The following is a 23,640-nucleotide window of genomic DNA, read 5'->3' as shown; positions in this document are numbered from 1 at the left end:
GCAAGACTCCAAACGGACCATTTCGATGATCTGATGAACCGCCTTCTCCTTGAACTCGACGGAATACTTTCTAGGCATAGTTCAATCCTTCCTTACCTAAGGTAGGAACTAAACCCAGGACGCTTCACCTTGCTGTTACAAATCCACCCAGCACTGGAACGTGTATTCAAAGGTGGTGTGCTGACCCGCCAGATCACGCTGGATTTGCTGATCCGCTACAACGGTCCAGCAGGGCTGCGGGCCGCGGGGAATCCAGGGGTGAAGCGGTGGGCGCGTAACCACACCCGCAAAGACCCTTCAGCACTGGTGGATGCGATCTTTGAAGCACTGAGCCAGCAGACCGTGATCGTGCCTGGCAGTGAAGCTTCTGAACAGATCGTGCCGCGTCTGGCCGCCACGATCAAAACGCTCAAAGCCGAACGGGCTGACATCGCTGCACAAGTTGAGGAACTCATTGATTCGCTCCTCTTCTTCAGGTCTTAACGTCCATGCCGGGAGTCGGCGTTAAGACCGCCAGTCAGATTCTCCTGGCCGCTGGAGATTTCTCCACGTTCCAGTCCGCTGCCCACCTGGCAGCCTATGCCGGTATCGCGCCTGTCACCAGGAGATCAGGAACCTCGATCCGCGGGGAGTTTCCCTCCCGTGCAGGCAACAAGAAACTCAAAAGCGCGCTATTCCAATCCGCCTGGGTCGCATCCAACCACGACCCGATATCCAAGGCCTACTACGACCGGAAACGAGCCGAAGGAAAACGCCACAACGCAGCCATCATGCGCCTAGCTCGCAGACGACTCAACGTCGTGTACGCCATGGTCAAACACGGAACCCTCTACGAAGAAAAAACACCCGAAGCAGCTTGACAATCAATGTAACGGGCGAAGCATGAGCAGGCCTACCCCTATCGTTCCGAGAAATGGCAAGCCCAATACTCTTCCGGGCGGCATTCCGTGGAGTCGATGAACAAGTCGATCAAAGACGGCAAGTTCATGCCCGTGGACGACGCAGAGACGCTCCCACGACGCGGCTGGACCAACCAGTTACTCAGCGCCATCGTCATGGTCGCCGCCACCAGCGTCCGCAAGATCATCAACCGGCTCCACGATCAGGTCGGCTTGACGCGCGTGGCGTCTGCAGCTCTTCGCCGGGCACGGCGACGAGAGGTCACCCGAGGCTGGTCGGTCGTGCCGAACGCCCCACCTGCAATCGCGGTCGGTACATGACATTCACTTCGCCCACGCACTGCCCTGGCGCACGCCTGGCCGGATTCTCCACCCATGCGTGCCTTCAGCGACCTCAACCCTGCCTGCCCCTTACCCATGAAGCTCCGAGTTGTGCAGGGCGACGAACGAACAAGGCCGGATTACTCCCGAAGGAGCAACCCGGCCTTGAGCTGGTCATCCGTACAAACGACACTCTGTGCGCGAGGGGGGACTTGAACCCCCACGATGTTGCCACCACTGGCACCTGAAGCCAGCGCGTCTACCAATTCCGCCACTCGCGCGAAGCAGCAAAAAGAAACTATACACACATCTGGTGCCCAGCAGCAAAACGAGCTCCAAAACCACCCTTGCGGCGCCCGCCCTTTAACCGGAGTCAGCGTCTTAGCAACAGCTGCTAAGGCGCAGATCTGTTGCTGCAGGGAGCTTCTTTGCGGCTAACGGGTGGATTCATTGCCAGCCGGTGTGCCCCGAGCGCACTCAGTCAGCCCGCGCCCAGTGCCCCACCCAACCGCACGATCCAAATCCCCTCAATATCCCCCACGCGTGAGCGATTTCGCATTGGTGTCAAATCAGCCAATGCCGCGAGCAGTCAGCCGAAGATGCGGTTCTCAGGCCCCGTCAATGGTTCGGCCGTTAATATGATGTGTTGACTGATTGATCGTCGAAAGGGGGTGGAACGCACCGTGGGCATGCTCGACCGTTTTGAGCGCGGAATTGAACGCGTAGTCAATGGCGCGTTCGCCAAAGCCTTCCGCTCCCAGGTCGAACCTGTTGAGCTCGCCGGAGCGCTTCGCAAAGAAGCCGATGCCCGCGCCGCCGTCGTATCACGCGGCCGCACTCTGACCGCCAACAGCTACACCGTGGAACTGTCCTCGACCGACTTCGAGAGACTGACCCCGATTTTCGACGAACTCAAAACCGACCTCCGCCAGGTTGTCGGCGAACACGCCGTTGAACAGGGATACAGCTTCGTAGGCCCCGTAACGGTTGAGCTGACCGTCGCATCTGACCTCGACACCGGCGTCTACCGCGTACTCGCGGGAACCGAGCGCCCCGATGGTTCGCCCGCCGCGCAGCCAGCCAACCGCGGCGGCTACGACCCTGTAAGCCGCGCCAACCCCATCGTGCCGGAAGCCTACGAACAATCCCGCCGCCGCGAAACCAGCCCAGCCCCAAGCCCCGCGCCCAACCAGGCCAGCCCAGCCCGCCCGGCGGGCCGCCAGTCGGCCGCGCACTTCACGGTGTCGGTGGGCTCGCGCAGCTACCGGCTTGGCCAGGGGTCCACAATCTTCGGCCGTTCGTCTTCAAGCGCCGACATCGTCATCGACGACCCGGGTGTTTCACGCCGCCACTTCGAAGTAACCGTCGACGGCTCTCACGCTCAGGCCTCTGACCTGGGCTCAACCAACGGAACGCTGCTGGACGGCAAGCGAATCTCCAAAGTCAATGTGACCGATGGGACTGTTCTCCAAGCTGGTGACAGCGCGGTCGTGTTCCATCGATCGGAAGCAGGGAGCTGATGACTGAGCTCACCGTCATGGTGCTGCGCCTCGCGTTTTTTGCGCTGCTGTGGATTTTCGTCTTTCTTGTCGCCGGCGTGTTGCGCCAGGACATCTTCGGCCCGCGCACAACGAAGGCTCGCCGCCGCGGCAGGAGCGGACGCTCCAAGAGCAGCCGCCCGCAGAGCACTCCCGCCGCAGCTCCATCGGCATCCGGCGGTGCCGTACAGCCCGGTGACCAGGTGACAACAGCCCACTACGCCCAGCTGGTCTTCACCTCTGGCGCTCTGCAGGGCCGCGTCATCTCGCTGAACGGCCAGCCCGTCACCATGGGCCGGGCCGGAGGCAACGACGTTGTCCTGCATGACGACTTCGCTTCCGGCGTTCACGCGCGCGTCGTCGCTGACAACGGCCTGTGGTACGTCGAAGATCTCGGTTCAACCAACGGGACGTTCGTCGGCGATCGCAGGCTCCACGGCGCTGTGCCCCTTCCTGCTTTCACCCCTGTGCGAATCGGCAACACGACAATGGAGCTGCAGGCATGACGAACGAACTTCCCGAAATCATGTTCAAAGCCGCCGTCCGCTCCAATGTCGGCCTGGTGCGCCAGAACAATCAGGACTCCGGCTACGTGGGTCCGAACTTCCTGCTGATCGCCGACGGCATGGGCGGCCACGCCGGCGGTGACGTCGCTTCGGCCATCACGGTCAGCCGCCTGTCCGCGCTGGACACCCCACAGCACAGCAGCGATCTGCTGGGTGAGCTCCGCTCCGCGATCCTCGAAGCCAACGAACGGATCAACGCCGCTGTCGAAGAGCGTCCCGAACTGGCCGGAATGGGCACAACCGTCACCGCGCTCATGCGCCACGACAGCCGCCTGTGCTTGGCCCACATCGGTGATTCGCGCGCATACCTGCTGCGCAACGGCGAACTCACCCAGATGACCTCTGACCACACGTTCGTGCAGATGCTCGTAGACGAGGGCCGCATCACGGAGGACGAGGCGGAACACCACCCCCAGCGCTCCGTCGTCATGAAGGTGCTCGGCGATGTCGGTGCGACACCTGAGCTCGACATGTCGATCCGCAACGCCCAGGTGGGCGACCGCTGGCTGCTGTGCTCTGACGGTCTGACCGGCTTTGCTGATATTCGCGACATCAAACACGTCATTGAAACCGTCGACAGCCCCGATGACGCCTGCGACCAGCTGGTCGACCTCGCCCTGGACGGCGGAGGTGCTGACAATGTGACCGTCATCGTCAGCGACATTGTGGAAGCCGACCCCGCCCACACTGACGACCCGGGTTCCAACGCCGGTTCGGTGCGCATCAATCCGCACTACGCGCTCCTGGGAAGCTCTGCTGAGGCCACCCGCCAGATGACCGTCATCAACGACGACCCCACAGCAGACACCGACGTCATGCACGCCGACGACATCGCAGCGATCGGCGCGGGCGAGCACATCGGCCCAACCGAACCCGGCATGCCGGGTTCCGCGGACGCCGAACTTACCGCCCATCCCGCCTCGACCTCGGAATTCGATGACGAGGCGGAATCACCTGCCGCTGCAGCCGCACCTGGCGGCCCTGTCACCGCAGCTTCGGCTGTCGAAGAGGACCGGAAGCTTTCGCGCGCTGAACGCAAGGCACAGCGCAAAGCCGACAAGAAGGCTCTCAAGCCGGCGGCTGAGACACTGGAAGACGATGACGACTACGAAGAAGCTCCCCGCCGGAACTTCTTCGGCTGGATTGTCACAGTGCTCGTGGTAGCCCTCCTGGCCGGTGCCGCACTGTTCGGCTGGCGCTACATCCAAAGCCAGTACTACGTGACAGAAGAAAACGGCCGCGTTGCCGTCTACCAGGGCATTTCCCAGGACCTGGGCCCCATCAGCCTGTCTCACCTGCAGGAACAGACCGAAATCGAGGTCAGCAGCCTGTCGAGCTTCACACAGGACCGCCTGGGGCAGACCATTCCGGCCGGTTCGAAAGAAGACGCCGACGACATCGTCAACAACCTGCGCAGCGAAGCCAGCCGCGACACCAGCGGCGAGGACATCCAGCCGGGCGTCAACGAAGGTGGAGACCCCGCCCCCAGCAGCGATCCGCAGGCACCGGGCGGTGAAGGTCAGTGAGTCGCGCAACCCTGGACGACTACTACAAGTCGGCTGCCGGACAGGAAGAGACTCCGAAGGGCCCGCGCACATACCGCAATGTTGAGCTCGTGCTCATCCTGATTGCGGTCGTCGTAGCAGGCGGCGCCTACACGCTCGTCGGCATCGGAGCTTCCGATGCGATCCCGGCCAATGTGTACAGCTACACGGGCATCCTCGCCGCTTTCGGCATCGGCATCAACATTGTGCTGCGCATCCGCGCCAAGTACGCCGACCCGATTCTCGTGCCCACCGCCATCATGCTCAACGGCCTCGGGCTTGCCATGATCTTCCGGATTGGCGTTGCCAAAGACAACACGCGAGCGGCAGATTCGCAGCTCATCTGGATGGGCTTGGGCGTCATCCTGTGTGCGACGGTCATCTTCGTGCTGCGCGACCACCGCGCTCTGCGCAACTGGCCCTACGTCGCCTTCCTCGCCGGTGTCTTCTTCCTGCTGCTGCCCCTGGTGCCCGGACTGGGCCGGACCATCAACGGTTCGCGCATCTGGATCGGCCTGGGCCCCTTCAGCTTCCAGCCCGGTGAGATCGCCAAAATCCTCTTGGCCATCTTCTTCGCGGGCTACTTCGTCAACTACCGCGACCAGCTGCGCCTGGCCGGGCCCCGGTTCCTCGGAATGCGGCTGCCAAGACTGCGTGACACAGGGCCTCTCATCATCGCCTGGATCATTGCGGTTGCAGTCATGGTGTTCCAGACCGACCTGGGTTCGGCACTGCTGTTCTTCGGACTGTTCGTGGCAATGCTCTACGTTGCCACCGGCATCAAGACGTGGATCGTTTTGGGCTTGTCCATGTTCGGCGCTGCCGCCGTTTCGGCCTATTTCCTGTTCTCGCACTTCTCACTGCGCGTCGACGCGTGGCTCAACGCACTGTCACCCGAAGAGTTCAACCGAACACCCGGCGGTTCCTACCAGCTGGTTCAGGGCATGTTCGGAATGGCCAACGGCGGTCTTTTCGGCACGGGCTTCGGTGAGGGCCGCCCGCAGATCGTCCCCTATTCGGACTCCGACTTCATCATCTCCAGCTTCGGCGAAGAGATCGGCATGATCGGGCTGTTCGCCATCCTCATGCTGTACCTCATCATGTTCCAGCGGGGCGTGAAGATCGCCGGCAACCTGCGCGACCACTTCGGCACCCTGCTGTCTTTGGGTCTGTCGTTCCTCATGGCCTTCCAGACGTTCATCGTCGTCGGCGGTGTTACGCGACTCATTCCGCTGACCGGTCTGACGACCCCGTACCTGGCTGCCGGCGGTTCATCGCTCGTGGCCAACTGGATCATCTTGGGCCTTCTTCTGCGCATGAGCGACAACGCTCGACGCCCGCAGGAGGAGTTCCAGACCGGTGTTCTCCAGGCGGTCACCGACACCTCGCCCAAGGTGCGCACCGACAAAGAACCCGATGTCGTCGACTACGTGACCACGGACTACAACCCCAACACCAGCGGCTACGCGCCCAGACAGGCAGGAGGTGAACTGCAGTGAAGAAACCGTTGGGCCACGTGTTCGTCGTCGGACTCGTGATGTTCGCTCTTCTGTTCGGTTCGGTCAGCACTGTGCAGTTCCTGGCCGCTGACAGTCTGCGCTCCAACCCCTTGAACAACCGCACGCTGTTCGAGCAGCTGTCGCGGCCGCGCGGACCAATCCTCGTCGACGGAGAACCCGTGGCGAAGTCCGTTCCGGTGGACACTGAGTTCAAGTACCAGCGTCAGTACGGCGGGAAGGGCCTGCCTGCCGAAATGTACTCCGGGATCACCGGCTACTACTCGGTCGTCGGCGGTTCCACCGGGATCGAACGCACCGAGGGCAGCCTGCTGTCCGGTCTGGACGACCGTTTCTTCTACGACCAGATCTCCAACTGGATGACAGGCCAGGAGAACATGGGCGCAGCTGTTGAGCTGACCATCAACCCCAAAGCGCAGAAAGCCGCGTGGAACGCTCTGGGCGGTCAGAAAGGCGCCGCGGTCGCCCTCGACCCGAAGACCGGCCACGTTCTCGCAATGGTCTCCACCCCCGGCTGGGACCCAAACCCCCTGGCGTCACACGACAGGAAAAAGGCCAAGTCCGCCTATGAGAACCTCGTCGGAGCCAACGGACAGCCCGCTGTGAACAAGGCAATCGGCGGCAAACAGTACCCGCCCGGCTCCGTGTTCAAGCTGGTCACCGCAGCAGCGGCCCTGGAACACACCGACTACACGCCCGACTCCGTCCTGGAATCGCCCACCCGTCTGGAACTTCCGCAGACCAGCGCCACCATCGGCAACGCCGGCGGCGCAACGTGCGGCAGCGGCGGCGAAGCGACCTTCGAACACGCTCTGGCGAAGTCGTGCAACACAACCTTTGCCAAGCTCGGCATGGACATCGGCGAAGACGCAATGGCTGAAACGGCCAAGAAGTTCGGATTCGGCGAAAGCTTCGAATCCCCCATCAAGGTCGATGCTTCGCAGTTCCCCGAACAGCTCAGCCCTCCCCAGCTGGCCCAGTCGGCCATCGGGCAGTACGAAGTCCGCTCAACCCCCATGCAGATGGCGATGGTCTCCGCGGCAATCGCCAATGACGGCAAGGAAATGCGGCCCAACCTCGTCAAAGAGGTCAAGAACGCCCGCACCCTGAAAGTAATGGAAACCCCAAGGCCGAAGACCTTCTCAAGGCCCATCAGCAAGAAGACGGCCGGCCATCTCAATCAGATGATGCAGAAAGTCGTCACCGACGGCACCGGCACTGCGGGAGCGATCTCGGGTGTCAAAGTCGCGGCGAAGACCGGAACGTCGCAGCACGCAAAGGGTGCGGCCCCTCACGCCTGGTACACGTCGTTCGCTCCGGCTGACGATCCCCAGGTTGCCGTGGCAGTAGTTGTAGAGAACGGCGGTGCAGCAGGATCGGCAGCGTCCGGCGGCCGCACTGCGGGACCGATTGCTAAGAAGATCATGGAGGCGGTGATCAGCTGATGAAGCCAGAAGCAGGCACAGTGCTCGGCGGACGCTACGAACTCACCACCCGAATCGCCGTCGGCGGAATGGGCGAAGTGTGGAAGGGAACCGACAACGTTCTCGGCCGCCCGGTCGCAGCGAAGATCATGAAGGACGAGTACCGGGACGACGAGGCCTTCCTCGCTCGTTTCCGGGCCGAAGCACGGTCGATGGGCGCGGTGTCCGACCCCGGAATCGCCGGGGTGTACGACTACGGCGAAGAAACCGGCGCACCGTACCTTGTTATGGAGTACGTGCCCGGCGAAGCGCTGTCTTCGATCATCGAACGCGACGGCGCTATGAGCGAAGTCGACGCTCTCAACATCACCGCGCAGGCGGCCCAGGCGCTCGATGCCGCCCACAAGGCCGGCGTGGTCCACCGTGACATCAAACCGGGCAACCTGCTCGTCACCCCGGACTTCCGGGTGAAGATCACCGACTTCGGCATTGCTCGCGTAGCAGACCAGGCTCCGCTGACCCGCACCGGTCAGGTGATGGGCACCGCCCAGTACCTCGCTCCCGAACAGGCCACCGGCAAAGGCTCCGTGCCCCAGTCCGACCTGTACTCGCTGGGCATCATCCTGTACGAACTGCTGGCCGGACGCCGCCCGTTCATCGGCGAAACCCAGGTGGAAATCGCCATTGCGCAAGTCAACCGCCGCCACCCGGATCTGCCGGAGACGGTTTCAGCGCCAGTGCGGAGGCTCGTCGACTGCCTGCTGGCAAAGAAGCCCGGCCTGCGCCCGACCGACGGTGCCTCGGTTGCCGCGGCAGCCCGCGCCCTTATGGACGGCGACGTCGCAGCCGCCGAAACCGCTGTGCCGCAGCTTGCAGAAGACGCCGGCGGGCAGACCGCGGCAACCCAGCTCATCGGATCTGACGAAGCCTCAACGACCGTGTTGAGCCACACCTCGGAACACCAAGCCGCACAGCCGGTGGGCATCCAACGCGGATACCTCGACGGCGCTGATGCGGGATCTGACGAACTTGACGAACCCGATGAGCCCAAAAAGGGCGGCGCGGGTGCGAAAGCTGCGATCGCGATTCTTGTGATCGCCCTTCTCGGCCTGCTGGGCTGGGGAGCCTGGGCACTGGTCGGCGAACAGCTCTTCGGCGACCAGACCGCGGACGAACAGACCGACTTGGTGGAGATCAACCCCAGCGACTACGTAGGCAAGGACTACCGCGACGCAAAGAAGGCCCTGAAGGACCTTGACCTCAAGGCCGAAAAGAGCCTGGAGTACTCCGACGAACCAGAAGGCACCGTCACTGCTGTGCAGCGCGGCGCCAAGGGCTACAGTTTCGCCCCCGGTTCGCCGGTGACGCTCGTGGTCTCCCGCGGCCCAGACCCTTCCGACAACGACAACGACAGCGGACGGGACAGCCAGCCTCAGCAGCAGGAACAGCAACCGCAGGAGCGCAAGCGCTCCAACGACTCCAACCAGCGCGGAAGCAGCGGATCAGACACCGGCGGTTCTCGCGATTCCGGTTCTGGCAGCGGCAGCGATTCCAACCAGGCGCCCGGAAACTCCGGCGATGCCCCCAGCCGCGATCGCGGCAATTCCGGCAACGCCCCCGGTCAGAACCAAGACCAGGGCAACCAGGGGAACCAAGGCAATCAGGGCAACCAGGGCAGTCAGAACGATTCCGGCCAAAACGGCTCCGGCCAGGGCGATGCGGGACCGAGTGGTTCCGGCCAGGGCGGCGGACAGGTGAGCGGCGGGAACTCCGCCTCGAACAGCGGAGGTGAATGATGACGGACTCCCGTCTGCTTCTGGGCCGTTATGAGATCGAGGAGCTCCTGGGCCGCGGCGGCATGGCCGAAGTGCACGCCGGAACTGACCGCAGGCTCGGCCGTCGCGTGGCAATCAAACTGCTGCGCAACGACCTTGCCCGCGACAATTCGTTCCACGAGCGCATCAATCGCGAAGCCCAGTCAGCGGCCAGACTGAACCACCCCGGCATCGTCAGCGTCTACGATTCTGGCGAAGAGAGAGTCATAGAGTCCGGCGGCGGCGAAGTCACTGTGCCGTTCATCGTCATGGAGTACGTGGAGGGGCAGACTCTGCGCGAGGTTCTGTCCGCCCACGGACCGCTGACCGTTCAAGAATCACTGGACATCATTGCCGGGGTTCTCGCACCCCTGGACTACAGCCACCGCAACGGGATCGTCCACCGTGACATCAAACCCGCCAACGTCATGCTCACCCCCGAAGGCGACATCAAGGTCATGGACTTCGGGATTGCGCGCGCGCTTGAAGACACCGGTCAGCTGACGCAGACCTCGACGGTTATCGGCACCGCCCACTACCTCTCCCCCGAACAGGCCCGAGGCGAAGTTGTCGATGCCCGCTCTGACCTGTATTCGACGGGCTGCCTGCTGTACGAACTGCTCACGGGCCAACCGCCGTTCACGGGCGATTCGCAGCTGGCGGTGGCCTACCAGCACGTCGGCGAAACACCGCGCCCGCCGTCGGAGCTCAATCCGAACGTTACGCCGGCTGTGGACCGAGTGGTGCTGCACTCTCTGAGCAAGGGCCGTGATGAGCGCTATCAGGATGCTTTCACCTTCCGCGAGGATGTTCTGGCGGCCCGCGATGGCCGCCCGCTGAGCATTGACGGCGGCGACCCCAATGCCACCCAGGCTTACGCCCAGCCCCCGGCAACCGCTGCAACGCAGATGGTCGCCCCCGTCGGCGTGGGCTCCGGCCCGCCTGCCACCGGGACACTGGACGAAGTCTCGAACACCTCGGGCTTTTCGACTTTGCCCAGCCGCGAAGAAGAAGAGGATGACGACAACAAGAAGCGCAGCTGGCTGTGGATTCTCGCAACGATCCTCGTGCTTGTTCTGGGCGGGCTTGGCCTGTGGGTCTACCAGCTGTCCAAGCCCAAGGAACCGCCGACGATTGAACTTGCCAACCTGCAGGACGTTTCGGAAAAAGAAGCGATGCAATGGCTGCAGGACAACAACCTCAACGGTGTGACCGAGGAGGTCAACAACGACGACGTCAAAGAGGGCAATGTCGTCAAAACCGACCCCGAAGGCGGCACCGCTGTCGAGGTGGGTTCGGATGTCACGGTCTATGTTTCCGCTGGCCCCGCTGAGGTGGCAGTCCCGGATGTCTCGGGACAGACGGAGTCTTTGGCTCGCCAAACTCTGGATGAGGCCGGTCTTAAAGGCGGTTCGAACAAGGAGCAGAACTCACCTGACGTTGACAAGGGCACGGTGCTGAAAACCAAGCCCGGAAAAGACTCGAAGGTCAAAAAGGGTTCGGCTGTCGATCTGATCCTGTCCTCCGGACGAGTCGACGTTCCCAAGGTCACCGGCAAGAGCGCAGATCAAGCCTGCTCGATCCTCACCGGCGACAAGTACCAGCTTGAATGCAAGACCGAGGAAGTCGAAACTGACGAACACGAAGCCGGCAAAGTGTTCTCGCAGTCGGTCAAGGGCGGTTCCTCCACCGATCAGCACGCCACCATCACCATCAAAGTGGCGAAGGAAAAGCCGACTCCCACGCCGGAGCCGGAAGAAGAAGAACAGGAGGATCCGAATACGGAATCTCCGCTTTTCCCGGGCACCGATGACGGTTGGTGATCCGGCCACCGGCTGAGCTGATGAAAAGCGGCCGGGGCTGGGTGTGATGAGCACACCCAGCCCCGGCCGCTTAGTCTTTCAGGGCTGTGTCTTTCAGGGCGTTCAGCCGTCCTGAGCGTTTAAGCTGCTCAACGCTGCGGCTGATGCGACCGGAGCGCGATCGTGGGCGGCAGCGATTGCCTCTCGCATTCCGCACGCCGCCAAAAAGTTCGCGACCATCGGGTAGCCACTCTGTGTCAGAACGCTTTCGGGGTGGAACTGCACGCCGTGCAGCGGGGCCTTCCTGTGCCGGATGCCCATGATGATGCCGTCTTCCGTCTGCGCGGTGATCTCAAAAACATCCAGGGGCAGACTGTCGTCCACAATTGCCAGCGAATGATAGCGCGTGGCCGTCAGCGGTGACGGACAGCCTGCAAAAACGGATCCGCCGCTGTGGACAACCTGCGAAGTTTTGCCGTGCATAAGCACCGGGGAGCGGTCGACCACTGCCCCGAACACCTCGCCCAGCACCTGGTGACCCAAGCACACCCCGAAGTACGGAAGCGAGTGCTCGGCGGCCCATCGTACGATGTCGGCGCTGATGCCGGCCTCCGCCGGAGCACCCGGTCCCGGTGAGACGAGAACGCCGTCATACTGGGGCAGAAGTTCGTCCAGCTGTTCGGCCGAGACGTCGTCGTTGCGGATGACGTCAGTCTGCGCGCCCAGTTCCTGGACGTAGCTGACAAGCGTGTAGACGAAGGAATCGTAGTTGTCGATCACAAGGATGCGCGCTGTCACAGGTCAGCTCCCGGCGGGGTTATTGCACAGCCGCTGCGTCGGCAGCGGCCGTGGCGGTTACGTGGGCGGCTTGGCTTTCGATCGTGGCGTCGTTGAACGGCATGTAGGGCGCGATCACAGGGAAGACGTACTGCATGAGGACGAACACGACGACAGCGATCAACAGCAGGCTGAGGATGAATTTGATGAACCAGTTGCCCGGCAGCAGCCGCCAAATGAATTCGTACACGCTTACTGCCCTCCGGCCTTCCCATAGGCGGGCAGGTCGCTGAGCTCCTTGGGGACTTCGGAGCCGGCCGGAGCCCAGTCGGTGAGAGTCGCGTAGGCGATGTAGCGTTCGCGAGCCGAGAACATCGGATTGCACGCCGTGAGCGTCATAATCCTGTCTTTGCCTTTGTATTCAGGCGCTGCGGGAACCGGTGCCAGCACTTCCGTGGCGTCAGGCAGGGTGATGTCGTAGTTGCGGAACGTGTAGGTGTACACGCCTTCCTTTGTCTGAATGTAGATCCTGTCGCCCGGCTGCATTTCGGCAATGAGGTTCAGCGGCTTTCCGTAGGTCACACGGTGTCCGGCCATAGCGAAGTTGCCCACTTCACCTGGGCGTGCGGTCGACGGGTAGTGTCCCATGCCCATGCGGTTGAGCACGGGTTCCAGCGACACTCCCTCCGCGATGGTCCGGTAGTAGTTGGGGCCGAACCGCGGGATGTACATGATGCCGAAGGCTTTGTTCTCGTCCGGAAGCGCGGCGGGAACAGGGGTGTCGGGGTCCTCGGGAAGCTTATCGAGGGGATTTTCGCGCCACTGTTCGCTGAGCGAATCAGCCAGGTGTTGGTTGTCCTTATTGGCTTCGATGTCGGTCCACCACAGCTGCCACACCACAAAGAGAATGAGGACCAGGCCCGCGGTGATGCACAGCTCACCGAAACCGCGAATGGTTCCGCGGACGAAGCCGAGCGGTTCAGGCTCCGGCTTGCGCGGTTCGGGTTCCGGTTCGATATAGCCTGCCGGGGGGCTGTAAGCGGCAGGTGGGCTGTATGCGCCAGGTGCGGCATAGGCAGCCGGAGGGGTGTGGCCAGCGGGAGCCGCGTGACCCGTTGGCGGGCTGTATGCGCCAGGTGCTGCGTAGCCACCCGGTGGGCTGTAGCCGGTTGGCGGACTGTAGGCAGCCGGTGCCGCGTAGCCGGTGGGAGCGCTGTGGGACTGAGCGGGCGCGACATTGTGCTGCGGGCCGGTGCCGTGGCCGCGGCGCACATCACGTGCTGCCGGACGAATGAACGGCCGGTCACCCGATGCCTGCATGGGCGAGAAAGCAGGTCCGGAGCCCTGCAGCTTGTGATGCGGGCTGTGGGCCTGTTCAGCGGGAGCCGAGGATCGGCGGTCCCCCTGGCGGGAGTCTTCAGGACGCACGGCGTAGGTTTCACCAGCCGATTCGGCCTGCCCTGCACGCCGGGCCTCAGCCTTCTCACGCGCGATGCGTTCTCGGCGCGTCAGTGGTTGATCCACGTGTGTCCTCTTCGCTTTCCAACAATCCCAGCGGGGCTTTCCGGTTGTGTCCACGAGCTATCATAATGGCTCGATCCGACGAGCCTGTGCTATGCGAGCCGAAAACGACTAACATACCCTGAGGAATTCCGATATGCCGTTGTTTGGCCTGTGCAAGGCCAACCGAAGGAGAACTGTGGCCCCGTCAAGCAAGCGCGAAGAAAACCTCAAGGCAACCTCATCCGAGGTTCCGGCCGAAACCGACACCGAAGAATCGGCAGGACTCGACGCGAACAGCGCAGACGCAGAAGACAGCGCGAAGACCTCAGACGAGACCCCAGCCGCTGCCTCTGAAGCAGACGAAAGCGGCAGCTCGGCAGACAAAAAGCCAGCTCAGAAGAAGACTGAGAAGAACGCGGGCGACAAGGGCAGTTCGGGTACTAAGCAGAAGAACCGAAACGCCAAGCCCGCCAAGAAGTCGAAGAACGCAGCGAAGTCGGGCAACCCGGCCAAGCGCGCATCGGCGCGCAAGCAGACCAAGTATGAATCCGGCAGTTCGGAAAGCAGCCTGCGCCCCAACCCCCGCTGGTTCCTGCCGACCATGCTCACCGTGATCATCGTGGGCATGCTGTGGCTGATCGTGTTCTACCTGTCCGGCGGCGCGCTGCCGGTCGAGGTGTGGGGCAACTGGAACCTGCTTGCCGGCTTCACCATCATGGTCGCCGGTTTGGCCATGTCTACCCGATGGCGCTGAGGCCCGGATCGGGTCGAGGCGGCTCCGGCCAGCAGGCCAGGGCCGCAGACTTTCGGGTTCTGGCCCAGGCGCCTCTCGGCTGGCGACTGACGGCCCTGTTCGTGGGGCTTGCCTTCTACGGGCTGTCCTCTGGTCTCATGGTGATGTCCAACCTGGGGCCGGTGCCGTGGGATGTTCTGCACCAGGGCATTTCCCACCACGTGCCGCTGTCGATTGGGACGATCATCGTGATCATGTCGCTGATCGTTCTGCTGGCATGGATTCCGCTCAAACAGAAGCCCGGGCTGGGAACGATTGCCAACGCGGTGCTGATCGGCGTGTGGCTGGACTTATTCGTGTGGCTGATCGGCTATCCGGAACAGCTGTGGGTGCGGATTCTGTTCATGGTCTCCGGCATCGTCCTCAACGCGATCGCCACGGTTCTGTACATCATTCCGAACTTCGGCCCCGGCCCGCGCGACGGGCTCATGACCGGCCTGACCCGTGTGACCGGCAAACCCGTGTGGATGGTGCGCTCAGTCATCGAAATTGCCGTTCTCGTAGCCGGAGTTCTGCTGGGCGGACTACTGTGGATCGGCACCTTCGCCTACGCGCTGCTCATCGGTCCGCTCACAAACTTCTTCCTGCGGGTAGCCCAGTCCATCTTCGGGCCGTCAGACCCATTGGTCAGCGACGAAACGTGAGGCGGTGGGTGCGGCCCGGCGGTGAGGCCGGCCCGGCGGTAGGTGCGGCCCGGCAGCGGTGCCTGTCCTGTCAGCGGAACCGGCCCGGCGCCTCGGCAGCCTTTGCCTACTCACCAGTTCTGCTGATTAGTCGGAAGATTGATGCGAAATCGCAGTTTTTGCATCAATCTTCCGACTAATCAGCAGAGTTCACCTGGCGCAGCGGTGGGTTGGACCGGCTGGGCTCTCGCCCAGCCTGAATCCGCGGCAGCTAACGCCGCTAGCCCGCTGCCTCACACGACCGCGTAGGCGGCGACGAGGACAACAGTCGTCAGAACGGCCCCGGCCCAGAACACGCCCCGTGCTGAAGAGCTGCTTGCCGGAACAGCCGGTGTGGGCTCCACACCAATTCCGCCGCGCACATACCGTTTAGCGAGGATGCCGGCGCCACGAGGCATAACGCGGGCCACGCCCAGGACAAATCCCACGGCCAAACCGCCGAGGTGAGCCTGCCAGGCGATGTTCGAATCGACCGTCACAAGCGCCATGTTGAGGCACAAGAACAGCACGATTCCCATGAGGTTCCGGTCCAGTCGGCTGGTGGGCGCAAGCAGGGTCCCCACCACTGCGAACACCGCACCGGAGGCCCCAACGTAGGCGGAGCTGAATTCGGGGGTTCCCGGCGCAGCCAGCACAAGCGTGAGCACCGATCCGCCGAACGCCCCGATCACATATGTGACCAGCATGAACACGTGCCCCATGGACCGTTCGACAAAAGAGCCGAAGAAGAACAGCCCCAGCATGTTGAACAGCACGTGGCTGGGATTGGGCTGCGCGTGGACGAGCGCCGCAGTCAGAGCCCGCCACGGTTCCTCATGCGCAAGCATCGGGGCGAAGGCAAAACGACTCTGAAGTTGAAGCGGTGGAAAGAACTGCAGCAAAAAGAAGAAGAACGTGATGGCGATGATCGTCCACGTCACATAGGGCCGTGTGAGCACGACTGCCGGGCCTCGCTGCACCGGTCGCCCAGCGGGCACGCCTCCCGGGTCAGGTTCTTCCGAAAAGGGGGTCGCACCTGCTGAATCGCTCATGCACACGAGGATAGCCGAGCAGCTCTGGCGGCCTGACCAGCCTTCAAACGCCGAGGCGCCGCCCGGCTTGCTCAACACCGGCGCCCGGGAGGGGAGCTCGGGGAACCGGGGCGGCGCCTCGGGAGCTTGGGCTCTGTACCAGATCAGCACCCGGGCGGTTTGGGGCTGGGTTCTGGACCGCAGCCTCGGGAGTTTGGCACTGAGAAAGCGACAGCGCCGCAGCAGAAGCTGCGGCGCTGTGTCTCGCGGCCCGGCAGCAACCGGGCCGCACGTCAGTCGGAAGGGTCAGAGCAGATCAGAGAATTTCGACCGACTCGATGACGACGTCTTCAATTGGGCGATCCATGGCGCCGGTAGGCGAGGCTTCGATCGCTTCGACAACCGCGAGGGATTCAGCGTCGGCAACTTCCCCGAAGATGGTGTGCTTGCCGTTGAGCCACGGAGTTTCGGCGGTGGTGATGAAGAACTGCGAGCCGTTGGTGCCGCGGCCGCCGCGGGTGCCTGCGTTGGCCATGGCCAGCAGGCCCTTCTTGGTGAACTGGAGTTCGGGGTGGATTTCGTCGTCGAACGTGTAGCCGGGGCCGCCGGTGCCGGTGCCGACGGGGCAGCCGCCCTGGATCATGAAGTTCGAGATGATGCGGTGGAAGCCCAGACCGTCGTAGTAGGGGGTGGGGTTGGAACGGCCAGCGTCGTCCTTGTATTCGCGTTCGCCCTTGGCCAGTTCGACGAAGTTGGCGACCGTCTTCGGAGCGTGATTGCCGAAGAGGTCAAGCTTGATGTCGCCCTTGTTGGTGTGCAGGATGGCCTGCTGTGTAGCAATACTCATGGCTTCAGTCTGTCATGAAGGTCTGACACGACGCTGATTTGGCCCTGATGTTCCCCTTGGAACTTCCGCTGTCAGTGGAAATACCCTCACAATCTGGCCATTCACGTCGATGGGGTCTCTCTGCGTCAGTGCCGACCAGTACGATGGAGAAGACGAATGGCGCACACACATTCCCTGCACTGAGCAGGGTCGAACATCCCAGGAGGGTGAAATGTTCAAGAAGAAGTCCGCACCGAAGTCGTTTCTCGAAAACGTCGACAACGCCGTACACAACCTGAGCGAAAAGGCCGGTCAGCTTCTCCAGGAAGGCACGGAGGCCGCACGCCCCGCCATTAAGGAAGCCGGCGACCGCCTGCAGAAGACTGCCGACAACGTTCGCCCGCAGCTCGAAGACTGGGCTGAGCAGGGCCTCGGCAAGATCGAAGACGGGCTTGAGTACGGTCGCGCCAAAGCTGCCGAAGCCCAGGGGCTCCTGGTTGCACGCGGCGGTGAACGCGCCTCCGACCACGCCAAGACGATTGCCGCTGGTTCGAAGGACGCCGCCAAGGCCATTCGCAACGCTGAAACCCCCAAGGCTCTTGACGAACTGATCGAGCGCGTCACGGGCAAGAAGGGCCAGGTCAAGAAGTTCAAGAAGCTCGCCGCTAAGCGTGCCGACGAACTCGCCAAAGCTTCACGCAAGGCCTCGAAGCAGGCTGCAAAGGAAGCCCGCAAGGCTCAGGGCAAGCGCGGCATGTGGATTGTGTGGCTGCTGGCTCTGACCGGTGTCGGCCTGATCGGCTACTACGTCTGGACGAAGGTCAAGCCGGTTGAAGACCCGTGGTCGGAACCGCTGCCGGGCAACCGCCCCGCTGATGCTCGTCCGGTCGGTTCGCACCGTACGACCACCGTTGTCGAAGACGTTCCCGCACCGCTGAACGAAGACGGCGAAGTCATTGTCGAACAGGACGGCCTCAACGTTGCCGAAGGCGACGCCGCCGTTGTCAGCGACCTGCTCGACGAAGACGAAGAAGACAAGAAGGCCTGATCCTTGTTCTGGAGTCGGGCGCAGCTGAAAGGCTCGCTGCCTGACTGAATTCCCGAGGCGGAACTCACTTTTGTGAGTTCCGCCTCGTTTGTTTTTTTGGGGTGGGTTCTGAGGTGTGGGTCCGGGCGTTGGGTCTGCATATTAGGTCACATATAGAGGCGAAAACGCGGAGATCGCCTCCGTTTGTGCCCTAATCTGCACGCCTGGAGGGGGCAAACTGAGCTTCGGGGCGGCACCTGACCACCCGCTGCAACCGTGCGCCACACTCGCAGGTGACAGAAACACCCGTTAGAGGGAATCTGCGCCTTAAGCGCACAAAAACTCCCTTTAGCCACAGATCCGCGCCTTAGCCGCCACTGCTAACGGGAGTTTTTGTTGCTAACCGGTGTGCGGGTGTGAGGCTCTGCGGGCCCACCGAGGCGGGTTCAGAGTTTTGTGGGCAACGCAGTGGCCGGGTTCCACATGGAACCCGGCCACAGCACACACAGAAAGGAGATATCACCGGGACTTCGAAAGTACGCCGGATGCATTGGATCCGACTCAGAACACTGCCTATCGTCTTCGATACGCAACGTCCGGAGTTTTTTCCGTTGCCTAAACCACATTAGCTGGGAATTGCAGGAACACAAGGCTTTTGCCCGACCTTTCGAACGATATGTCGGACACCTGGCGCCTCAACCGGCTCACTCTGCTGAATAGGCGACAAAACGAGGTAAAAACTGCCGGATCGCCTCAATCTTCCGCCTATTCAGCAGAACTGACGAGTAACCGCCGAAGCCAGAAACCCCGCCCGCGCAGCCCCTCACCCCACCGTGGGCCGGGGGAACGGCATGAGCGCTTCGACAGCGGCGGCGACTTGCAGCACAGTTGCTTCGCGGTAGGGCATGCCGACAATCTGCACGCCCGTGGGCACTCCCGCCGAGCCGATGCCGCTGGGCACTGACATAGCCGGCATCCTGTTTGCGATGTTGAACGGCACCACCTGGTGAGCCTCCCAGTAGAAGCTGTGCTCACCGTCGGGCCGGTCGATGCCGGTGGTGAAGTCTTCTCCGGCGTCGAGGTCTTCCACGGCAGAGGTCGCGGTGATGAGCACGTCAACGTCGTCCAGTGCCTTAAGCAGCTTCTGCTGGATGTCTGATTCGACGATGGCGGCTTCAAGAAGCGACGTTTCTTCGGCAAATCGCGTGGTCCGGCGGACGAACTCCTGCGTGTAGGGCTCAAGAACCGTAATGTCTCCCCCGGCCTGCCGCATAACGTTGCGAGCCAAAAGCCCGCCGTAGTGAGCCATCGAGGCGCGCGTGACATCGTCAAGTTTCAGCCCAACTTCGACGGGCACAATGCGCGCTCCCGCGGCCTCCAATGTTTCGGCAATGCGCTCAACGCCGAGTCGCGTGGACTCATCGAGTTCATAACAGCCAAGGTCGGCGCTGACTCCGATCTTCCATCCGCTCAGGTCGACTTCATGCTTACCTGCTTCAGGCGAAACTTCCGACCCTGAGGTGAATTCGTGCCGCCCGAAGCCATATTCGACGGGGAACGTTCCGCTGACGGGAAGCGTCGCCATGTCGAACCTGGACGGTCCCATGATCTGGTTGAAGACAAGTGCGGTGTCAGACACGGTACGCGCCAGAATGTGGTCACCGCGGTACCAGTCGATGTTGGTGGGAACTGCCCCGGGTGTGCGCCCGTAGGAGGTCTTCAGCCCCGGCAGGCCGCAGAAGGCAGCGGGAATGCGAGTGGACCCGCCGATGTCGCTCGCAGTGGCAAAAGGTGCGAAGCCTGCGGCAACCGCAGCACCGGAACCGCCCGATGAGCCACCCGGGGTCTTGTTCAGGTTGTAGGGGTTACGGGTGACTCCCCATTCGCGAGTGTGGGTGAATGTTGCGCACGACATTTCCGGCGTGGTGGTCCGCCCAAACGGAATTGCGCCGGCCTGTTTGAGCCGCTCCACAATTTCAGCGTCTTTTTCCGCGATTCGCCCCTGTAGGGCTTGGGATCCGCGTGTTGCTGACAGGCCTGCAACATCGTGCTGTTCTTTGATGAGGAACGGCACACCCAGAAGTGGGGGTTCGGCATCGCGGTGGGAAGAATCCACACTGCTGCTGGCCCCCGCGCCTTCCTGGTAGCGCCGTGTGGCTGCCAACGCGAGTTCCCTGGCTGAATCGATCTGAAGATCGACAATCGCGTTGATTCCAGTGGCTTTGTCGAGTTCTTCAATTCGCTCAACCAGATGGTCAAGCACTTCCAGCGGGGTGAACGTACCTGCGCGGAAACCGCACAGAAGTTCGCGGACTGACAGCCAGTGCAGCTGATCGGTAGGCATTGCACTCCTTTGTGATGGCCTGTGTCGGTGGGGTGACAAGCCGTATGGCTCTGCCCCACTTTAAAGCCCCTACACGGATTTCCCTAAGCCGTTTACGCCTCTCAGCTGCCGCACAACAATGGCCAAAAGGACCAAGGCGCCGCCGGCTACCGCTGCGAACATGACTGCCGCTGCGATCGGCACTGCGGCGCCACCCGCACCTGCGGCGAAGCCGAAAGCCAGTGGTACGGCCAGTCCGGCCAGCCGTTGGGACATGCCCATGGCTCCGAAGTGTGCCCACGGGCGGAAGGACCCGATGGCGGAGCGGTTGACGTTGAGGACTGTGACAACGACTGTGCTTGCCACCACGGGCCCGCCCAGTGCGATGCCGACGGCCACCAGCCAGGGCTGACTGCTGAGAGCGGCCGTGACTCCGCCGATGCCTGCGATGACGCTTGTGATGATGAATTCGACATTGGCTCGCACAAAGCTGCCGCGGGCTATGAACGCCACAGAAAGAACTGACAGCAGCTCGCGCAGAATCAGGCCTACGCCGATTGCAGCCCCGACCGTGCTTCCGGCGCCTGCTTTTTCTACGGGAAGAACAGAGCCGTGCAGCAGGAACATAAGTGGTGTTATGCATGAGACCACGAGCCCCAGCATGAGCGTCGGCGAATGCAGAGTCGCCGAAACTGATGCCGCCATGGCGGCCAGTGGGTTCAGCGATGCGCCCTCTGCCGTGCGCACGGGTCTGGGGAATCGGTAGCTGAGCGCCCCGAACGTCAGCCCCAGCCCCACTAGGAACCACCACATGATCCACGCGAGGTCCTGAGTCAAGACCGCGGAGATGATGAGAGCCGACCCTAAAGCTCCGCCTCGTTGGAGGATGACCGAGATCCGCTGACCGTCGGCCTGCCGCGCCCCCAGGAGGTTCGAAAAGTAGGCGATTCCGGGAATGTAGAGCAGGCTCGAGCACACTGAGAACAGGACCGCCAGCACCAGCCATGCCCAGTCTTGGACACCGCCCAGGGCGGCCAAAAACGCCATAGCGGTGAGCAGGCCGCCGGCGATTCGGGCTACCCGCCGGTTGCCGATCCGGGTGGAAAGCGCCGTGGCAAATGAGTCAAACGCGATTCCCGCGCCCATGTAGAGGGCGAGCGCAATTGGCCTGATCACGGGGTCGGAGATGGACAGCGGGATGGCGGTCATGAGCAGCGTGTGCACGCCGAAGTACAGGGAAATCTGCGTGGAGATCGCCCAGTAGCGGCGGCCGCGCCTGCGCAGCTTCGCCCAGTCGATTCTGTGCTGCTTGTCCACGCTGTCCCTTTCTGCTCGCTGTTGCGGGTTCACGCTGCGGCTGACCCGGCATGGCTGTGGGCTGTTCCGTCGGCCGCACCTGCCTCTGTCACGTGCTGCGGCTTCGCTGCCACAGCAGTGCGGTCAGGAGTGAGGCTGCTGATTCTGGGTCGTCGAGTGACACTCCCAAGGTCGATGCTATGCGCCGGGCTTTTGCGTAGACAGCCGGCCTGCTGATTCCCAGCTGCCGCGCCACGGCGGCTTTCTGTCCGCGGCACAGCAGGTAGACCCACAGGAATTCGAGATCTTCTGACGAGGCGCCGCCGGCCTCCCGCCGTTTGTTTCCGCGGGTTTCGGTGTCGGCTGGGGTGGTTGGTTCGAGCAGCGGTCCGAGTTCGGCGTGGGCGAATGCGCTTATCCGCGGGTCGTCGTGGAGGCTGGCAATGAGGCCGTTGAGCCGCAGGTCGGAGAACCTGTAGAAGGGCTGACGGCGGATGGACATGCCCGCTGCGACGTGGGCGGCTTCGACCGCGGTGGGGATGTCATCGGCAACGGCCACGAGTGCTTCGCTGAGCGGGCCTGCGCCGACTGTGATGGTTTCGAGGATTGCCTCGGTGAGTTCGCGGCACATTTCGGCGGTGAGTTCGTCAGGTGTCGAGGCGGAGGCGGGTTTTGAGGCACGGCTCGGGCTGGGTGCAGACGCACGGTTGGTGCCGCCGGCGCCCGCACACTCGGAGAAACCGAGGATCGCAACAACGGTTCCGCTGCGCCAAGCGGATGTCACGGCGGTCAGCCCTAAGCGTTCGGCGGTTGCCACGATCTCCATGCGCAGGCCTCGTTCGCGCAGCTGGTATTCAGCGCGGTCGTCCTTGCTGACATATTCGCTTGCGCCCGCAGGTTTGTCCCCGCTGACGACGTCATCGCACATTTTCACGGCGATCGCCATGTATCCGCCAGGACCATCGAGCTCTGCTGTGCGGGCGCGTTTGCGGGCGTGTTCTTCGCTCAAGTGCGGAAGTTCTGACACGAAGTGGTCGCTGGCTCGCATCCGCAGATCGTGTGTGGTCTGGGAGTGGGCACGCACCAGGGTGATGGCTTGGCCTGCTCGCTCAAGGACCTCGGCCGCATAAGGGTCGTCTTCATGTGCCGAAGGAGCAACCACCCTCCCCCACCTGCGGCCTTTGAAGCCCACGGGAACCGCAGTGCTCGCGTTCGGCGGCCAGTTTTCTACTGCAGCGAGACCATCGGCCGGTGCGTAGGCGAGAATCCGGTGAGCGGCGTCTTCCAGCACCACCGGGGTCCCTAAGCGCTCGGCCGCTTCGTGCACGATTCTGCTTTCGCCAGCTCCGCTGAGGCTCAGTTCGGTGAAGACCTCGTGGAGTTCGCGCGTGCGTTCGACAATGCTGAGCTGCTGACCGATGAGCATCCGGTGGGCTTCCTGCGTGATCCGCACAAAACGGATGCGGGATCGAAACGCTATGACGGGCATCCCCGCTGCCCTGCCTGCCGCTGTGAGCACCTCGAGGGCTCGCGGGTTGGCAAGCCCCGCCTCGTCAATTGCCTCAACTGCGAACCCCACGGCTCCGGCCCTGCATGCCTTGGTGAGAAAGGCGCGGGTGCGCTGTACGGAATGCTGGAAAGCAGGCGATGAGGAGAGCAGCAGTTCGCCTCCCTCCAGGAGATCGGTGACTTCTTCGGTTTCGGCAATGTGGACCCAGCGAATCGGGGTGTCGAGGTGTTCTTCACCGGCAAGCACGACCGGACTGCCGAGCTCCACCTGGGGCAGCTGCACGAATTTCCTGACGGTGATGTCGCCCAGCGCGTCGGCTTCCTGACCGGAACCGATGTCCTGCACCGCTTCGCCTTTCAATGTGTAAACAATGTTCAGCGCAGACTTTACAGAATGACTCTTGGCGTGGCCTGGCGCGTAGGACATACTTGCCCGCAGACAACGAACCGCCGCCCCTGTTTGACTGT

The 23,640-nt window shown here is 62.7% G+C and carries 21 protein-coding genes and 1 tRNA gene; 13 read left to right on the top strand and 9 right to left on the bottom strand.

Annotated features, from left to right (window positions below; all coding sequences use genetic code 11):
* Positions 1–129 precede the first annotated feature (129 nt).
* The 3 genes from GC119_RS10570 to GC119_RS10560 all read left to right on the top strand — a co-directional run bounded on the left by GC119_RS10570 (position 130) and on the right by GC119_RS10560 (position 1,220).
* On the top strand, positions 130–483 hold the full coding sequence (locus GC119_RS10570) for a hypothetical protein (protein ID WP_151953123.1): 354 nt from the start codon (positions 130–132) through the stop codon (positions 481–483).
* 5 nt (positions 484–488) lie between these two features.
* The gene (locus tag GC119_RS10565) at positions 489–860 is read left to right on the top strand and encodes a transposase (protein ID WP_151953122.1); all 372 of its coding nucleotides are present in this window, start codon (positions 489–491) and stop codon (positions 858–860) included.
* A 96-nt stretch (positions 861–956) separates the two neighbouring features.
* On the top strand, positions 957–1,220 hold the full coding sequence (locus GC119_RS10560) for a hypothetical protein (protein WP_070424156.1): 264 nt from the start codon (positions 957–959) through the stop codon (positions 1,218–1,220).
* A 197-nt stretch (positions 1,221–1,417) separates the two neighbouring features.
* Here the strand turns inward: GC119_RS10560 and GC119_RS10555 are convergent.
* Positions 1,418–1,501 (bottom strand) — tRNA-Leu (locus GC119_RS10555).
* A gap of 390 nt (positions 1,502–1,891) precedes the next feature.
* Between GC119_RS10555 and GC119_RS10550 the strand changes: the two genes are divergently transcribed.
* Genes GC119_RS10550 through pknB form a run of 7 tightly spaced genes read left to right on the top strand, consistent with a single transcriptional unit; the run spans position 1,892 to position 11,446 of the window.
* On the top strand, positions 1,892–2,740 hold the full coding sequence (locus tag GC119_RS10550) for a DUF3662 and FHA domain-containing protein (RefSeq protein ID WP_151953121.1): 849 nt from the start codon (positions 1,892–1,894) through the stop codon (positions 2,738–2,740).
* Complete coding sequence (locus GC119_RS10545) at positions 2,740–3,264, top strand: FHA domain-containing protein (RefSeq protein ID WP_070576306.1); 525 nt, start codon at positions 2,740–2,742, stop codon at positions 3,262–3,264. The genes GC119_RS10550 and GC119_RS10545 overlap by 1 nt, the downstream gene beginning before the upstream one ends.
* Complete coding sequence (locus GC119_RS10540) at positions 3,261–4,850, top strand: PP2C family protein-serine/threonine phosphatase (RefSeq protein ID WP_226829408.1); 1,590 nt, start codon at positions 3,261–3,263, stop codon at positions 4,848–4,850. Before GC119_RS10545 ends, GC119_RS10540 begins: the two co-directional genes overlap by 4 nt.
* Complete coding sequence (locus GC119_RS10535; RefSeq protein ID WP_151953120.1) at positions 4,847–6,367, top strand: FtsW/RodA/SpoVE family cell cycle protein; 1,521 nt, start codon at positions 4,847–4,849, stop codon at positions 6,365–6,367. The genes GC119_RS10540 and GC119_RS10535 overlap by 4 nt, the downstream gene beginning before the upstream one ends.
* The gene (locus GC119_RS10530; protein ID WP_070777444.1) at positions 6,364–7,830 is read left to right on the top strand and encodes a peptidoglycan D,D-transpeptidase FtsI family protein; all 1,467 of its coding nucleotides are present in this window, start codon (positions 6,364–6,366) and stop codon (positions 7,828–7,830) included. The genes GC119_RS10535 and GC119_RS10530 overlap by 4 nt, the downstream gene beginning before the upstream one ends.
* On the top strand, positions 7,830–9,605 hold the full coding sequence (locus tag GC119_RS10525) for a protein kinase domain-containing protein (protein WP_070777446.1): 1,776 nt from the start codon (positions 7,830–7,832) through the stop codon (positions 9,603–9,605). Before GC119_RS10530 ends, GC119_RS10525 begins: the two co-directional genes overlap by 1 nt.
* On the top strand, positions 9,602–11,446 hold the full coding sequence (gene pknB, locus GC119_RS10520) for a Stk1 family PASTA domain-containing Ser/Thr kinase (RefSeq protein ID WP_151953119.1): 1,845 nt from the start codon (positions 9,602–9,604) through the stop codon (positions 11,444–11,446). Before GC119_RS10525 ends, pknB begins: the two co-directional genes overlap by 4 nt.
* A 102-nt stretch (positions 11,447–11,548) precedes the next feature.
* Here pknB and GC119_RS10515 read toward each other — a convergent pair whose 3' ends face one another.
* Genes GC119_RS10515 through GC119_RS10505 form a run of 3 tightly spaced genes read right to left on the bottom strand, consistent with a single transcriptional unit; the run spans position 11,549 to position 13,726 of the window.
* A complete protein-coding gene (locus GC119_RS10515) occupies positions 11,549–12,223 on the bottom strand; it encodes an anthranilate synthase component II (protein ID WP_151953118.1) in 675 nt (224 codons plus the stop codon).
* A 19-nt stretch (positions 12,224–12,242) separates the two neighbouring features.
* A complete protein-coding gene (locus tag GC119_RS10510) occupies positions 12,243–12,452 on the bottom strand; it encodes a hypothetical protein (RefSeq protein WP_070576286.1) in 210 nt (69 codons plus the stop codon).
* 2 nt (positions 12,453–12,454) lie between these two features.
* A complete protein-coding gene (locus GC119_RS10505; RefSeq protein ID WP_083318957.1) occupies positions 12,455–13,726 on the bottom strand; it encodes a class E sortase in 1,272 nt (423 codons plus the stop codon).
* 175 nt (positions 13,727–13,901) lie between these two features.
* Between GC119_RS10505 and GC119_RS10500 the strand changes: the two genes are divergently transcribed.
* The gene (locus GC119_RS10500; protein WP_226829407.1) at positions 13,902–14,459 is read left to right on the top strand and encodes a cell division protein CrgA; all 558 of its coding nucleotides are present in this window, start codon (positions 13,902–13,904) and stop codon (positions 14,457–14,459) included.
* Positions 14,450–15,142, top strand: a complete 693-nt coding sequence (locus GC119_RS10495) for a YczE/YyaS/YitT family protein (protein ID WP_226829406.1) — start codon at positions 14,450–14,452, stop codon at positions 15,140–15,142. Before GC119_RS10500 ends, GC119_RS10495 begins: the two co-directional genes overlap by 10 nt.
* Before the next feature lie 272 nt (positions 15,143–15,414).
* Here GC119_RS10495 and GC119_RS10490 read toward each other — a convergent pair whose 3' ends face one another.
* Both GC119_RS10490 and GC119_RS10485 read right to left on the bottom strand, forming a co-directional pair.
* A complete protein-coding gene (locus GC119_RS10490; protein ID WP_083318955.1) occupies positions 15,415–16,212 on the bottom strand; it encodes a rhomboid family intramembrane serine protease in 798 nt (265 codons plus the stop codon).
* 295 nt (positions 16,213–16,507) lie between these two features.
* Positions 16,508–17,038, bottom strand: a complete 531-nt coding sequence (locus tag GC119_RS10485) for a peptidylprolyl isomerase (protein WP_070777205.1) — start codon at positions 17,036–17,038, stop codon at positions 16,508–16,510.
* Between the two features lie 211 nt (positions 17,039–17,249).
* Between GC119_RS10485 and GC119_RS10480 the strand changes: the two genes are divergently transcribed.
* A complete protein-coding gene (locus GC119_RS10480; protein ID WP_141750252.1) occupies positions 17,250–18,065 on the top strand; it encodes a hypothetical protein in 816 nt (271 codons plus the stop codon).
* A gap of 802 nt (positions 18,066–18,867) precedes the next feature.
* On the opposite strand, the gene GC119_RS10475 is transcribed toward GC119_RS10480, so the two are convergent.
* From GC119_RS10475 to GC119_RS10465, 3 genes are all read right to left on the bottom strand, one after another.
* On the bottom strand, positions 18,868–20,388 hold the full coding sequence (locus GC119_RS10475) for an amidase (RefSeq protein ID WP_151953117.1): 1,521 nt from the start codon (positions 20,386–20,388) through the stop codon (positions 18,868–18,870).
* Between the two features lie 69 nt (positions 20,389–20,457).
* On the bottom strand, positions 20,458–21,684 hold the full coding sequence (locus GC119_RS10470; RefSeq protein WP_151953116.1) for a hypothetical protein: 1,227 nt from the start codon (positions 21,682–21,684) through the stop codon (positions 20,458–20,460).
* Between the two features lie 88 nt (positions 21,685–21,772).
* Positions 21,773–23,518, bottom strand: a complete 1,746-nt coding sequence (locus GC119_RS10465; RefSeq protein ID WP_193215660.1) for a helix-turn-helix domain-containing protein — start codon at positions 23,516–23,518, stop codon at positions 21,773–21,775.
* Positions 23,519–23,640 lie beyond the last annotated feature (122 nt).

The sequence above is a fragment of the Brevibacterium sp. Marseille-P9724 genome, from assembly GCF_902500275.1.
In the GTDB taxonomy this organism is placed as follows: Bacteria; Actinomycetota; Actinomycetes; order Actinomycetales; family Brevibacteriaceae; genus Brevibacterium.
Note: the sequence above shows the minus strand (reverse complement) of the source record. Positions and strands in the feature narration are given on the sequence as shown.

What these genes read in the sequence shown, in the direction of transcription:
- GC119_RS10560 (WP_070424156.1), top strand. Translation starts at nt 957, where the DNA reads ATGAACAAGTCGATCAAAGACGGCAAGTTCATGCCCGTGGACGACGCA.
- pknB (WP_151953119.1), top strand. Translation starts at nt 9,602, where the DNA reads ATGATGACGGACTCCCGTCTGCTTCTGGGCCGTTATGAGATCGAGGAG.
- GC119_RS10495 (WP_226829406.1), top strand. Translation starts at nt 14,450, where the DNA reads ATGGCGCTGAGGCCCGGATCGGGTCGAGGCGGCTCCGGCCAGCAGGCC.
- GC119_RS10565 (WP_151953122.1), top strand. Translation starts at nt 489, where the DNA reads ATGCCGGGAGTCGGCGTTAAGACCGCCAGTCAGATTCTCCTGGCCGCT.
- GC119_RS10490 (WP_083318955.1), bottom strand. Translation starts at nt 16,212, where the DNA reads ATGAGCGATTCAGCAGGTGCGACCCCCTTTTCGGAAGAACCTGACCCG.
- GC119_RS10480 (WP_141750252.1), top strand. Translation starts at nt 17,250, where the DNA reads ATGTTCAAGAAGAAGTCCGCACCGAAGTCGTTTCTCGAAAACGTCGAC.
- GC119_RS10540 (WP_226829408.1), top strand. Translation starts at nt 3,261, where the DNA reads ATGACGAACGAACTTCCCGAAATCATGTTCAAAGCCGCCGTCCGCTCC.
- GC119_RS10525 (WP_070777446.1), top strand. Translation starts at nt 7,830, where the DNA reads ATGAAGCCAGAAGCAGGCACAGTGCTCGGCGGACGCTACGAACTCACC.
- GC119_RS10475 (WP_151953117.1), bottom strand. Translation starts at nt 20,388, where the DNA reads ATGCCTACCGATCAGCTGCACTGGCTGTCAGTCCGCGAACTTCTGTGC.
- GC119_RS10485 (WP_070777205.1), bottom strand. Translation starts at nt 17,038, where the DNA reads ATGAGTATTGCTACACAGCAGGCCATCCTGCACACCAACAAGGGCGAC.
- GC119_RS10545 (WP_070576306.1), top strand. Translation starts at nt 2,740, where the DNA reads ATGACTGAGCTCACCGTCATGGTGCTGCGCCTCGCGTTTTTTGCGCTG.